The sequence below is a fragment of the Bradyrhizobium sp. UBA2491 genome, assembly GCF_002341725.1.
Lineage (GTDB): Bacteria > Pseudomonadota > Alphaproteobacteria > Rhizobiales > Xanthobacteraceae > Bradyrhizobium.
In genome coordinates, this window is the sequence record NZ_DDOP01000080.1 from 119,863 (window position 1) to 133,712 (window position 13,850).

General features: G+C 65.6%; 10 protein-coding genes. 5 read left to right on the plus strand and 5 right to left on the minus strand.

The window, feature by feature from the left end; all coding sequences use genetic code 11:
• Positions 1-1,158 (minus strand): cysteine desulfurase family protein, encoded by a 1,158-nt coding sequence (locus B2W55_RS27985; protein WP_024578418.1) that lies wholly within the window; start codon positions 1,156-1,158, stop codon positions 1-3.
• 413 nt (positions 1,159-1,571) lie between these two features.
• On the opposite strand from B2W55_RS27985, the gene B2W55_RS27990 reads away from it, so the two are divergent.
• Entirely contained in the window at positions 1,572-2,219 is a 648-nt protein-coding gene (locus B2W55_RS27990; RefSeq protein ID WP_016843213.1) for an alpha/beta hydrolase, read from the plus strand.
• A gap of 131 nt (positions 2,220-2,350) precedes the next feature.
• Here the strand turns inward: B2W55_RS27990 and B2W55_RS27995 are convergent, their stop codons facing one another.
• The 3 genes from B2W55_RS27995 to B2W55_RS28005 form a co-directional block, all read right to left on the minus strand.
• Entirely contained in the window at positions 2,351-2,680 is a 330-nt protein-coding gene (locus B2W55_RS27995; RefSeq protein ID WP_024578419.1) for a DMT family transporter, read from the minus strand.
• Positions 2,681-2,683: 3 nt separating this feature from the next.
• Positions 2,684-3,361: a glutathione S-transferase family protein gene (locus B2W55_RS28000; protein WP_024578420.1), complete on the minus strand. Its 678-nt coding sequence runs from the start codon at positions 3,359-3,361 to the stop codon at positions 2,684-2,686.
• Between the two features lie 82 nt (positions 3,362-3,443).
• Positions 3,444-4,547 (minus strand): anhydro-N-acetylmuramic acid kinase, encoded by a 1,104-nt coding sequence (locus tag B2W55_RS28005; RefSeq protein WP_024578421.1) that lies wholly within the window; start codon positions 4,545-4,547, stop codon positions 3,444-3,446.
• A gap of 151 nt (positions 4,548-4,698) precedes the next feature.
• Here B2W55_RS28005 and tyrS point away from each other — a divergent pair, with 151 nt between their 5' ends.
• Both tyrS and B2W55_RS28015 read left to right on the plus strand, forming a co-directional pair.
• A complete protein-coding gene (gene tyrS / locus B2W55_RS28010; RefSeq protein WP_024578422.1) occupies positions 4,699-5,952 on the plus strand; it encodes a tyrosine--tRNA ligase in 1,254 nt (417 codons plus the stop codon).
• Between the two features lie 56 nt (positions 5,953-6,008).
• Positions 6,009-7,256, plus strand: a complete 1,248-nt coding sequence (locus B2W55_RS28015; RefSeq protein ID WP_024578423.1) for an MFS transporter — start codon at positions 6,009-6,011, stop codon at positions 7,254-7,256.
• Positions 7,257-7,343: 87 nt separating this feature from the next.
• Here B2W55_RS28015 and B2W55_RS28020 read toward each other — a convergent pair whose 3' ends face one another.
• Positions 7,344-11,039 carry a DUF3971 domain-containing protein gene (locus B2W55_RS28020; RefSeq protein WP_024578424.1) on the minus strand — a complete coding sequence of 1,232 codons (3,696 nt, stop codon included), beginning with the start codon at positions 11,037-11,039 and terminating at the stop codon, positions 7,344-7,346.
• Between the two features lie 228 nt (positions 11,040-11,267).
• On the opposite strand from B2W55_RS28020, the gene B2W55_RS28025 reads away from it, so the two are divergent.
• Both B2W55_RS28025 and B2W55_RS28030 read left to right on the plus strand, forming a co-directional pair.
• On the plus strand, positions 11,268-11,981 hold the full coding sequence (locus B2W55_RS28025) for a peroxiredoxin (protein WP_024578425.1): 714 nt from the start codon (positions 11,268-11,270) through the stop codon (positions 11,979-11,981).
• A 100-nt stretch (positions 11,982-12,081) separates the two neighbouring features.
• Positions 12,082-13,440, plus strand: coding sequence for a M23 family metallopeptidase (locus B2W55_RS28030; RefSeq protein WP_024578426.1), 1,359 nt, complete (start codon positions 12,082-12,084; stop codon positions 13,438-13,440).
• The last annotated feature ends 410 nt before the right edge of the window (positions 13,441-13,850 follow it).

The window sequence follows — 13,850 nt, forward strand, 5'->3', positions numbered from 1 at the left end:
TCAAGCTGTGTTTCGTCGCTCTCCCTTAACTAGGCTATCGGCGAGCTTTCGCCAAGCCTTGAGGGTCAAATCCACGTCTGTCTCCGTGGTAGACCAGCCCAGACTGAGCCGCACCGCTCCTTGGGATACCTCAAAACGGTATCCCATTGCCTCCAATACATGCGATGGCTGCACCTTGCCGGACGAGCAGGCGGAACCGGAGGAGACCGCCACACCCCCGAGATCGAAGCCGATGACCGCCGTTTCGGCCTTCATCCCCGGTGCAGTGAACAGAACGGTATTTGGCAACCTCTTGACGTCGTCGGAGAAGATCAGCGCATCGGGCGTCTGGCGCAGCCCGTGCTCGAGCCGGTCACGCAACCCCCTGACGCGAGCGGCGTCGGCCTTCAGCGCCGCCATCGCCACCTTGGCGGCAGCGCCAAATCCGGCGATCCCCGGAACGTTCTCCGTCCCTGCCCGCCGCCCGAGCTCCTGCCCGCCGCCGCGCAAGGACGCCTCCAGCCCTTCAACGCCCTCGGCGAGCACCAGCGCGCCTACTCCCTTTGGTCCACCGATCTTGTGCGCCGACAACGTCACGAGGTCGGCCTTGGTTGAGGCGAGATCGAACGGGATCTTGCCCAACGCCTGAATCGCATCGACGTGCAGCAGGCCGCCGGACGCATGGACGATCTCGGCAACGTCGGCCACCGGCTGAATCGCCCCGGTCTCGTTGTTGGCGAGCATCACCGAGACCAGCGTGGGCGGACCATCCGCGAGCAGCGTGCGCAGATGCTCGAGATCGATCACGCCGGAGCGCGTGACATTGATCGCGCCGGTCGCCTCGCGCGAAAACCGTCCGCCGGCCAGAACCGACGCATGCTCGATGGCGGACACCAAGAGCCGCTGCACCGGCGCACCTGCGCCGCGGTGCAACCCCGGCGTCAACGCCAGCGCATTGGCTTCCGTCCCTCCGGAGAGAAAGACCACATCCTGCGATCGGCCACCGACCGCGTTGGCCAACGCATTGCGAGCATCTTCGACCAACCGCCGCGCCCGCCGTCCTTCGCTGTGCACCGAGGACGGGTTGCCGCTCAGTTCCCACGCCGCGGTCATCGCCGCCTTCGCCTCCGGGCGAAGCGGCGTCGTGGCATTCCAGTCGAGATAGACGCGATCGGCCATATCACTCGTCCGCCGCGACCACCATGGTCGCGGCCTTCCACTGCGACATAACGAGAGTTCAGCACCGAGGCCAGATCAGACGTCGGCCGGCCAGAGAGATTTTTCACGCCGCGGAGTTTCGACGTGTTGCCAGGCAAGACATCCGGTGCGTCCCAATCGCGATAGCAGTATGACAAACTGAAACTTCAGGTAGCCATCGGAACGCTTGAGCCCGCGCGCGTCACGTCAGGGATTAGCCCGTGCCAAGCCGCACAATTTCCTTGATTTTCGCCCCTTGCGTCATGCTAGAAGGCCCTCCAGCGTGCCGCCCGACGGTGCCTGCGCCGATTTCATCCATGAGCTGCTCTGTTCGCGCACCGTCGCTGAAGATGGCTCCAACCGATTGATTGATCGACGTCAATCGAGGGAACGCAATGCCTGAAGTCATTTTCACCGGCCCTGCTGGCCGTCTTGAGGGCCGCTATCATCCGGCCAAGCAAAAGAACGCGCCGATTGCGATGATCCTGCATCCGCATCCGCAGTTCCACGGCACGATGAACCACCAGATCGTCTACCAGTGCTACTACGCGTTCGCGCATCGCGGCTTCTCGGTGCTGCGCTTCAACTTCCGTGGCGTCGGCCGCAGCCAGGGCTCGTTCGATCACGGCACCGGCGAATTGTCCGATGCCGCCAGCGCGCTGGACTGGGCGCAGGCGATCAATCCCGAGGCGCGTGCCTGCTGGGTCGCGGGCTTCTCGTTCGGCGCCTGGATCGGCATGCAGCTGCTGATGCGCCGGCCCGAGGTCGAGGGCTTCATCTCGATCGCGCCGCCCGCCAACCTCTACGACTTCTCGTTCCTCGCGCCCTGCCCGTCGTCCGGCCTGATCGTGCATGGCGACAAGGACGCCGTGGTCCCGCCGAAGGACGTCAACACGCTGGTCGAGAAGCTGAAGACGCAGAAAGGCATCGTGATCGACCAGCAGGTCATCCCCGGCGCCAACCATTTCTTCGACGGCAAGCTCGAGCCGCTGATGGAGACGGTGACCGGCTATCTCGACATGCGCCTCGCCAACGTGCGGTGATGCTGTTGCGGCTTTTGTAGGATGGGTGGAGCGCAGCGATACCCATCATCGCGCACGCGGCACCAAGTTGATGGGTATCGCTTCGCTCCACCCATCCTACGAAGCAGGACTCACACTGAGCACCGACGACCTTACTCCGGCGCCATCTTCAGCGCTGCGATCCCGATCAGCACGAATGCGATCCCCGCGATCTTCATCGGGTTCAGCGCCTCGTTGAACAGCAGCACGCCCATGGCGAGCGTGCCGGCCGCGCCGATCCCGGTCCACACCGTGTAGGCGACGCCGACACCGAGCACCTGCAACGCGCGCCCGAGCAGGAACACGAAGGCGGCGAGCAGCAGCAGCGAGACCAGCGTCCAGCCGAGCCGCGTATAGCCTTCGGCATATTTCATCGAGATCGCCCAGCCGACGTCGAGAAGACCGGCGACCACCAGCGCGATCCACGCAAGCGAATGCGACATGACCTACGCCGCAAGCTTCAACATATGCGCGCGGTGGCCGACCAGGAACGCGTGCAGCAGCGCGGGATAATCGGGTGAAACGGCGCTGCGCACGCTCGGCCGCTGCGCCAGCGCGCTGCGCCACGCGCGAAGTTTCGGAGCGTGGGTGAAGACCGCGAGGTCGGTCAGTTGGTCGAACAGATCGAAGTAGCGGAAGATTGGCGCGAACACCGCGTCCACCAGGCTGAAATGCTCACCCGCGAAGAACGGACCGTTGCCAAGCGCCGTCTCGACGCGCGCGAACTTTGCCGCCACCGCCTGCCGCTTGCTGTCGAAGATCGCAGCATCGGTTGCGGTCTCAAGCCCCCAGAGATCGCCGAGAATGGCCGAACCGAACTCCATCCAGGCGCGATGCTCGGCGCGAACGAGCGCGTCCTGCGGGTGCAGCCTGGTGCCGGCTTGCGTCTCCTCGATGTATTCGCAGATCACGTTGCTCTCGAACAACGCGACTTCCTTGCCGTCGTCACCGGTCACCACCAGCACCGGCACCTTGCCGAGCGGCGAGATCTTCAGAAACCAGTCCGGCTTGTTGGCGAGATCGATGTCGATCCGCTCGAACCGCACGCCCTTCTCATGCAGCGCGATGACCGCGCGTTGCACATAGGGACAGAGCTTGTGGCTGATCAACTTCAGGGCGGCCATGACGATCCTCGTGTTCAATGCAGCTGCATCGAATTAAATGCAGCGGCATGGAACTGTCAAGGTAGATGCATTTGCATCTAAGTCACGGTCGCGCGATGATGCCCCCGGTCATCGGGATCGGCACCCCCGTGGTGGCGGGATAGCTCAGCGGCAGGCCCTTCATGCCGCGCGCGGCGAGGAAGCCGAAGGCCTGGGCCTCGATCGCGTCGGCGGCCCAGCCGAGCGCCTCGGCCGGCTCCACCAGCGCCGGCGCCAGGCGTTCGCGCAGCATCCGCAGCATCGTGAGGTTGGAGGCGCCGCCGCCGGAGACGATCCAACTCTTCGGCACCTTGGGCAGCAGCGGCACGACCCGGGCGATCGCAGCCGCGGTGAAGGCGGTCAGGGTCGCGGCACCGTCCGCCGGCGCCACCGCGCCGAGCTTGAGGCTGGCGAAATCATTGCGGTCGAGCGATTTCGGCGGCGGAACCGAGAAGAACGGCAGCTTGAGTGCCTGCGCAATCCAGGCCTCATCCGGTTTGCCCTGCGCTGCGAACCGCCCGCCGGTATCGAACGGCAGATGCATCTCGCGGTACATGAAGTCGTCGAGCAGCGCGTTGCCCGGCCCGGTGTCGCAGGCGATCAACGTGTCCGAGCCGTCGACATAGGTGATGTTGGAAACACCGCCGATATTGACCACAACAATCGGCCCGTCGCGGTTCAGCGATTGCGCCAGCGCGCGATGATAGACCGGCACGAAGGGCGCGCCCTGCCCGCCGGCCTCGACGTCGGCGGCGCGGAAATCATGCATCACCGGAATGTGGATCGCCTTGGCGAGCGCCTGCGCGTCGCCGATCTGCACCGTCAGCCTGCGCTCGGGACGGTGCAGCACGGTCTGGCCATGGAACCCGACGATATCGATATCCTGGGCGGAGATCCGGTTCTGCGCCGCAAAATTGGCGACCGCCTCGGCATGGGCAATCGTCACGGCCTGCTCCGCCTGGCGCAGTATCCCCGGCCGGGCGTCGCGCTGCGACAAATGCACCGCTTCCGTCAGCGCCTGACGCAGCAGGCTGCGCTCGCCGTCGGTATAGGGCCGATAGCCCGACGGTCCGAACGCCTTGATCTGGCGGCCGTCGGTCTCGATCAGTGCGACGTCGACCCCGTCGAGCGAGGTCCCGCTCATCAGACCGAGTGCCGTTAACATCATCGTGGAAGCGTCCCGGCCGGGAACCCCCGGCTTGTCTCAAACAAGTACATCCTATAATGCCACTGCGCGTCCGCCTGCGGCAGCCTCAGCGTCAAGGTTCCGCAAATAGATGCAAAAACCGTAAAACAAGAATGAGCTGGCTGGCCGACAAATGACTGCATTTAAATCGGATTTCCTGAACACTCTACAGGAACGCGGCTTCGTCCACCAGTGCTCCGATTTCGAGGGCCTCGACGCGCTTGCCGCGAAGGGCGAGGCCACGGCCTATGTCGGCTACGACTGCACCGCGCCGTCGCTGCACATCGGCAACTTCCTCACCATGATGATGCTGTACTGGCTACAGCAGAGCGGCAACAAGCCGATCACGCTGATGGGCGGCGGCACCACGATGGTGGGCGACCCCTCCGGCAAGGATGAGACGCGCGCGATGCGCACGGTCGCCGAGATCGAAGCCAACAAGGCCTCGATCCGTGGCGTGTTCGCCAAGGTGCTGCGCTACGGCGACGGCAAGTCCGACGCCATCATGCTCGACAATGCCGAGTGGCTGACGAAATTGAACTGGATCGAGATGCTGCGCGACATCGGCAGGCATTTCTCGGTCAACCGCATGCTGACCATGGACTCGGTGCGGCTCCGACTCGAGCGCGAGCAGGAGATGAGCTTCATCGAGTTCAACTACATGGTCTGCCAGGCTTACGACTTCGTCGAGCTGTCGCGCCGTGCCGGTTGCCGGCTTCAGATGGGCGGCTCCGACCAGTGGGGCAACATCGTCAACGGCGTCGATCTCGGCCGCCGCATGGGCGCGCCGCAATTGTTCGCGCTGACGACGCCGCTGCTCACCACCGCTTCCGGCGACAAGATGGGCAAGACCGCGAAGGGCGCGGTGTGGCTCAACGCCGACCAGTTCTCGCCGTACGACTTCTGGCAGTACTGGCGCAATGTCGAGGACGCCGACGTCATCAAATTCCTCAAGCTGTTCACGATCCTGCCGATCGGCGAGATCAACAAGCTTGCGGCGCTCGGCGGCAGCGAGATCAACGAGGCCAAGAAGGTGCTGGCCACCGAGGCAACCGCCCTGCTCCACGGCCGCGCTGCCGCGAACGAGGCAGCCGAAACCGCGCGCCGCACCTTCGAGGAAGGTGCACTCGCCGAAACCTTGCCGACGGTTGAAATTCCGCGCGGCGAGTTTGAGGCCGGCGTCGGCGTGCTGGCAGCGTTCGTCAAGGCCGAGCTCGTCGCCTCGAACGGCGAAGCGCGCCGGCAGATCAAGGGCGGCGGCCTTCGCGTCAACGATGCCGCCGTCACCGACGAGAAGATGGTGCTGACGGCGGCCAACCTCACGCCGGAAGGCGTGGTGAAGCTGTCGCTCGGCAAGAAGCGGCACGTCCTGCTGAAGCCTGCATAGGCGCATTCGCATTTGTCGGTTGTGGGGCGCGCCGAAAGCGCGCTCCCATCTTTCCGATGGACCAGACCACGCCTCCGAACGACACGCTAGCAGCACCTGCGAAGCAGTCACGCGTCGCGCTGAACGTGCTCGCGCTGTGCTTCGTGCTGTCGGTGCTCGGGCGCGGCCTCAGCGACAGCTTCACGGTGTTCCTGAAACCGATCTCGGAAAATTTCGGCTGGGACCGTGCCTCCGTCGTGTCGGTCTATTCGCTGACCTGGCTCGCCAGCGGCCTGACCGCACCGCTGGTCGGACGGCTGTTCGACCGCTCCGGTCCGCGCGTGGTCTATGCGCTGGGTCTGTCGCTGCTCGGCTGTGCCTTCTTGGTCGCCTCGCGCGCGCAACAGCTCTGGCAATTCCAGCTCAGCGTCGGGCTTTGCGTCGGCTTCGGCACCGCGCTGATCGGCAACGTCTCGAACTCGATCCTGCTCGGCCGCTGGTTCGGGCCGCGGCTTCCGACCGCGATGGCGGTGATGTATTCGGCAACCGGCGCCGGCCTGCTGCTGCTGCTACCGCTGTCGCAGGTGCTGATCGACCGGATCGGCTGGCGCGAGGCCTATCAGGTGTTCGGCATCGGCGCGTTCTGCCTGCTCGTCCCGCTCGTCTTCCTGCCGTGGCGGCTGCTCGCCGGCGGCTTGCCGCATATCGTGAAGAAGGCCGAGAGCAATCTCGCCGATGAAGGTTGGACGTTGCTTGCCGCGATGCGCCATCACGCCTTCTGGGCGTTGTTCTCGACCTTCTTCTTCACCGCGATCGCGATGTATGCGCTGACGGCGCAGATCGTCGCCTATCTGATCGATGTCGGCTTCCCGCCGTTGCAGGCCGCCACCGCCTGGGGCTTCTCCGGCGTCGCGCTTTTCGTCGGCATGCTCGGCGTCTCCACGCTCGACGGCATCATCGGCCGCAGGCCGAGCGTGCTGTTCAGCTACGGCGTCTCGATCCTCGGCATCATCCTGCTCTGGCTGCTGCAATGGTATCCGAACTACTGGCTGCTGACCGGCTTCATCGTCTGCTTCGGCAGCATGATCGGCTCGCGCGGCCCGCTGATCACAGCGACCGCGCTGAAGATCTTCCGCGGCGAGCGTGTCGGTACCATCTACGGCACCATCATGATCGGCAGCGGCCTCGGATCGGGCCTCGGCTCATGGGGCGGCGGCCTGATCCACGACTGGACCCACAGCTACAATCCGCTGATCGTGTTCGCGCTCGTCAACGTCGTGCTGGGCCTGATCCCGTTCCTCGTGGTGCCGGCGCTGCGGCGGTGACGCCGCTTTCAGGAGGTCCGCGACGGGCTGTGAACGGTTCTGCGTTCGAACTCGTCGAAGTGAACGCTCTTCCCGCCAATCAATGCCCTAATTGTTGTTCGTCGTCGGCAGGTCGTTCGGGCCGTATTGCTTGAACTCGAAGATCTTACGCGTCAGGCCGGGCGCCAGCGCCGAGATCGGGTTGACGCGCAGCACCGGCGCGCTCGGCGTTCCCACCACTTCATAGGTCACGCCGATCAGGCCTTCATTGCTGCCGGCGCCGAGGAAAATCCCGAAGAACGGGATCTGGCCGAACATGTTGTTCAAGCCGTACATCGGAATGAAGGTGCCGTTCATCCGCACCTGATTGCCGACATAGTCGATGCTGCCCTCGATGGTCGCGCCGATGCTCGGTCCCTTGACCACGCCGTTACGGATCGAGAGCTGGCCGCTCTGGCGGGTGAACTCGGCGCGCAGCGCATCGAACCCGATGCCGTTCTGGGTGCTGACCGGCCCGCCGGCGACGGCGCGGTCGAGCTGGGTTTCGCCCTTCACCGAGAAGCCGGTGATGTTGATCAGGCCTTCCCTCGGGCTCGGCTCGGGGATCGGCGGCTCCATCGCCAGCGTGAGCTGGCCGCCGATCACCTTCGAATAGGTGTCGATGAAGCGCAGGAACGCGCCGGCGTCGCTGGTCTGCAGATAGATCACCTCGCGGCCCTGCTGCCGTCCGCGCATGTCGACCGTAACAGGCGTGTCGCGGCCGACCTTGCCGCTCAGCGTGAACGCCTTGAAGAACCCGTTGCGGCGCGAGATCTTGGCATCGACGCCGCGCAGCGCCTCGCCGTTGAACCCGGCCACCGCGCCGAGCTTCAGATCGACGTCGAAATCGGTTGTCTTGGCCTTGCTCTTGGGATCGCTGTCGCGGCCGGAGATCGCCGATTTCAGGAAGCCGCGGCCATCGAACACGTCGCCGCGCATCGTCACCTTGATCACGCCGTCAGGACCACGATCGGCGCGCAGCGAGGTCTTGTCACCTTCCGAGGGCGCATAGGTCGGGAAGTTCGCATTCATGAGGTCGCCGTTCTGGTCGACCTCGAGCGCGCCCTTGATCGAAACGCCGTTGCCTTCGATCGAGATGTCCTCGAACCGCGTCGATTGCCCTTTCGGCACCACGTTGAAGGTCGCCTTGCCGGCCCTGCCCGACGCCTTGACCCAACCGGGCAGGACATTGTCGAGCTTGAGCTGGGTCAGGTCGGCCTCGACGCCCATCTTGGTGGCGGGATTGTCGCCGCTGCCGATCTTGCCGCTCAGCTTGACCGGGATCGCGCCGGAGACGGCGGAACCGAGATCGAGCCCGAGACGGGCGCGGCCCGCATCATCGAGCGTCGCCTGAAGCTTGACGTCGGCATCGCCCTCGGCCGGCTTGCGGTAGTCGAGCGAAGCCGCCTGTCCGTTGATCTTGACGTCGCCCTTGACCTGGAAGCCGGCATTGCTGGCGATCACCTTCAGCGTATTGGCCTCGAGCTTCTGGTTCATCACCAGCTTGTCGACTGCGACACCGGTGATGTCGGCATTGACGGAATATTGCGTGTCGGCCTTGGTCAGCTCGCCCTTCACCGGCATGCCGAGATTGATCGTCGCCGTGACGTTGCCCTTGCTGGCGTTGGGATCGATCGGCGGACCGGAGAGATCGCTGAGCCGGTCGGAGGCGAGGATTTCGGCAGCCGCGGGCACCGGACAGTCGACCCGGAACTTGACCTTCGAGGGCGACGGCTTCGGCGCCATGTCCGGCACCTCGAAGGTGAAATCCGAGATCGTGATCTTGCGGCCCGCCGGCGTGTCGGCGATGCCCTGGTTGATGGTCACGGTCGCAGTGCGGCCGGTCACCCTGGCCTTCAGGTCGGCATCATGCACCGCAGGCATCTGATCGACCGGGCGCACCGTGACGCCGGACGCGACGATGTTGACCGAGAGGCCGTCATCCGGGATCGGCGGCCCCTTGCGGGACAGATTATGCACCGGCGAATTGACGCCGACGTCGATGCGCTGGAGCGTGCCGCGGTCGATCCGCTCGAGCACCCATTCGCGCACCTCCGGCACGATGATGATCGGCCACATCCGCTTCAGCGCGGAGGCCGACATCGGCGTGCCGGCGAAGCCGAGCTGCAACCGCGGCTCGCCGGAATAGTCGATGCTGCCGGTGCCGGCGACGCCGATCTCGCCATTGGAGATGTCGGCCTGGGTCAGCAGCACGCGCTTCTTGTCGGTGTCGAAGCGGAAGCCGATGTTGATGCGGTTGAAGATCAGCGGCGCCTCGTTCTTGTCGCCGCCGGCCAGCACGATGGTGCCGCCCGACAGCCCGGCCTGCCAATCGGTGACGTTGTCGTTCGGCGGCTCGAGGTGGCCGAGCAGCGTGATGCGGTTCGCGCCCGAGACGATCTTGATCGGCGCCAGCAGCACGCGGCGGCCGGAATCCCATTCGAGGCCCATCTCGGCGGAATCGACCGGCATCGGATAGTCGGGCGTATCGGTGTCGATGATGTTGCCGGCGCCGACATTGATCTTGCCGCGGAAATAGGTCGGCAGGCCGTCGCGTCCGAGTTCGCCCTTCAGCTCGCCTGATAGCGGCAGGTCCGCAGTGTAGGTCAGGTCCTTGGTTCGCAGCGCCAGCAGGATGTTCCTGGTCGAGACCTTGTCGGCCTTGATGTCGACCGAGCGCACGCCGTTGGCCTGCGGCCCGACCAGCACCCGCACCGACCAGGGCTTTGCGCCCTCCTCGCCGAAGCTGAGCGCAACGCCGCCGCCGCTCGGGCGGCGCAGGCTCAGGCTGATATTCTCAAAACTCCATTTGTTGCCGCGCTGCTGGTCGTCGACGACGAGATTGCCGTTCTTCAGGCCGATCTCGTTGAGGTTCTGGCCGTCGAGCCCGGTCATGCTCAGGCTGTCGAGCCAATCGAGACCGGCGAGCAGTCCGTTCTGGGCGGTGTCGGGTGCGGCGGCCTGAGATTGTTCGGGAGCAACGGGCGGCGACGGCGCGGCAGGCGCTGGGCGCGGGAATGTCGGCGGCATGCCGGCCTCGCGCTTGGAGGCAACGCCGGTGGCGAGCGGTTTGGCGGTATCGCCGGCGGAGACGGTCACATAGCCGTCCGGCGTGATCCGCACCGACAGTTCCGCATCGACCAGGTTGAGGCTTTCCGCCCGCAGCTGTCCCATCAGCAGCGCGGTGCCCGACAACCGCACCTCGGCCTTCGGCGCACTCGCCACGATCGCATGGTCGCGGTCGCGAACGATGATGTCTCGGATCCGGACCGCGACCCTGACGCGGCCGGCGCGCTCGATCTGCGTTCCGCCGACCTCGACGGTGTTGCCGTGACCGATGTTTTCCTCGATCGCGGCGGCAAGCCACGGCGTCGCCAGATCGAGATTGATCGGGCCGGCGCCGAGCCGCCACCACAGCGCGCCGAAGCAGGTCGCGAACAGCACGACCAGCACCACGAGAACCAGTCCGATACGACGGAGCCAGCGCTCGCCGTTCAGCCAGCGCTGCATGCCAGAGCAGAAGTCGGTGAACCGATGCAGGTTGGTGTTGGAACGCGACAGCAATTGCCGCGCACGGGTGCCCGCAGCCTCATCCTGCTCGTCCCACGCGGCGTCGCCTTCCCATTGCGAGAAGTCAGACCCGGCGCGCGGATTTGGACCCTGCGGCGACGTGTTCCTTGCCATTGCCTCTCGGTGCTGACGGCGAAGCTGATCGCCGCCATCAGGACGCCCGTCGATCAGTATCGAGCGCTCCTGTGCCGGCATCGCCGCCTATCCTCGTCTAGTCTTGTTACTTGCCGATGGACCCCAGAACGGACCAAACAACCTAATCGAAAGCCAAGTCAGCAAGTGGACGGGTAACGCGTCGAATTCCTTGTCACCATACTCCGAGGCCATCAAACTTGCCCAGCGACCGACCCGAATCCGGTCACCATGGATGAGACCCGCAATACCGTAATGATTGAGCGTCGGAAAGCGACGAAAGGAAGGCGTATGTCCAAGAAAACGCGCAAGAAATCCTCCAACACAACCGGAAAGCGGGTCGCAACGAAGGTTGCGCGCGCCGCAAGCGCAAGCACTGGGAAGTCCGCGACGAAAACCCGCACAACGGTTGCGAAGAAGCCGGCCAGCAAAGCAGCAAAGACCAAGCCCGCAGCGGGTACTCAAGGCAAAGCCTCGCACAAGGCGGCATCGAAACCGTTAAAGCCGAAGCCGGCGGCGACCGTGACCACGCCGTCGGCCGTCACGCTTGCCGAGGGCGCTCCGGCGCCGGCTTTCGACCTGCCGCGCGATGGCGGCGGCAGCGTTTCGCTCAGGGATTACGCGGGCAAGAAGCTGGTGCTGTTCTTCTATCCCCGCGCCGACACCCCCGGCTGCACCAGGGAGGCGATCGACTTCACCCGGCTCAAGGGCGAGTTCGCAGCAGCGGGCGCCGAGGTGGTCGGCATTTCGGCCGATACGGTTAAGGCGCAGGAGTCATTTCGAAACAAACACCAGCTATCGGTGCCGCTGGCCTCGGACGGTGCCCATCAGATGCTCGAGGCGTACGGTGCCTGGGGCGAAAAATCCATGTATGGCAGGACCTTCATGGGAATTATTCGCACCACGGTTCTGGTCGATTCCAGTGGAAAAGTCGCCCGCATCTGGCGCCACGTAAAGGTCGACGGGCACGCCGAGGCGGTATTGGAGGCCGCCCGGGCGCTCTGATGGGAGGGGTTCCGTTTCCTGAAAATTAACCATGGCGGGCTCAAATCGGCCCCGCAAATTAGCCGTACGGAGCTTGGTCCGACCGGCCGCGGGAGTACCGATGTCGAGCCGGTCCGGTCATCACCAGGAATACCACAGACACCATCATCCGCAGGACCATGGCCGGGCGCCGGCACGTCGTCCGGTGGCCCACCATGCGGCACCGGCCGCGGCGGCATCCGGTGAAGGCTACACGATTGTTCATGCCGGCAAACAGGTCCGGTTCGGGCCGGTCGTGTTCTGGATCGCGGTCGGCACCGTCGTTCTGCTCGGCATGTGGTCGGCGGCGACCGCGACCTATTTCGCTTTCCGCGACGACGTGCTGACGCGCCTGATCGCGCGCCAGGCCGAGATGCAATACGCCTACGAGGACCGCATCTCCGAGCTGCGCGCCAAGGTCGACCGCACCACCAGCCGCCAGTTGCTCGACCAGGAGCAGTTCGACCAGAAGCTGGACCAGATCATGAAGCGGCAGTCGACGCTGGAATCGCGCGCCACCGCGCTCGGCGCGATGCCCGACGCCACCTCAACCGGATCGATCAAGCCGCAGGGCCGCGCCGAGGCGGCGCCGTCCTCCGGTACACCAAAGCCCTCCCCGATCAGCGACACCGTGATCTTCGTCGCGCCACCGGACCGCGAGGCGCGGCTGGAATCGCGCGCACCGCTGATCGCCAAGACGCAGCCGAACCAGTTCGCGAAAGCCCAGGGCGTCGACAACGTGCTGGTCCGTCTACAGACCTCGCTTGATCAGGTCGAACGCCGCCAGGTCGCGGCGCTCTCCTCGGTTGAGGACGGCATCGAATCACGGGTGCGCCGGATGCGCGGCGTGATAAGCGATCTCGGCCTCAACATGTCCCAGCTCGAAGCCGCGACACCGCGCTCCGGCATGGGCGGTCCGTTCGTTCCGGTGAAGCTCGCGCCCGACGCCGGTCCGTTCGAGCGCCAGCTCTACCGCATCAATATCAATCGCGCGCAGATGCAGCGACTGAACCAGACGCTCGCACTGGTGCCCTACCGCAAGCCGGTCGTCGGCGAGGTCGAATTCACCAGCGGCTTCGGCGTCCGCACCGATCCGTTCCTCGGGCGGCCGGCGATGCACACCGGGCTCGACTTCCGCGCCGCGCAAGGCGATCCGGTGCGCGTCACCGCCAACGGCAAGGTGGTGTCGGCGGGCTGGGCCGGCGGCTACGGCCGCATGGTCGAGGTCGACCATGGCAACGGGCTGTCGACCCGCTACGGCCATCTCTCCGAGATCGGCGTCAAGGTCGGCGAGTACGTCAAGATCGGCCAGGTGATCGGCGCCGTCGGTTCGACCGGCCGCTCCACCGGCCCACATCTGCATTACGAGACCCGCATCGACGGCGAAGCCGTCGATCCGCAGCGCTTCCTCCGCGCCGGCATCCGCCTCAGCTCAGGATAGCTCCATCCTCAGCCACTCGATCTGACGCCGGCGCAAGCAGCTTTGCTTGCGCCGATTTGATTTGCGGCACTCAGCGTCGTCCGCCGCCGCCCATGCCGCCGGGCGGCCCGCCACCAAAGCCGCCGCCTGGCCCGAGCGGACCGCCACCGCCGCCACCGAAGGGACCACCGCCGGCTCCACCAAAGCCACCGCCGCCAAGGTCCGGACCGGTCGATCCGCCGCCGGCCGGATTTGGCCCGGGACCGCCGCCCGGCGTCAAACCGCCGGACTGACCGGGCGCACCGCCGGGACCTCCACCAGGACCGCCTCCACCGGGAGCCCCCCGTCCGCCCGGTCGCGGCTCAGGCGGCGGATCCGCGCCGGGAGGCGGACATGGACCGGGCGGACGGGGGGCTCCCGGGGGAGGCGGG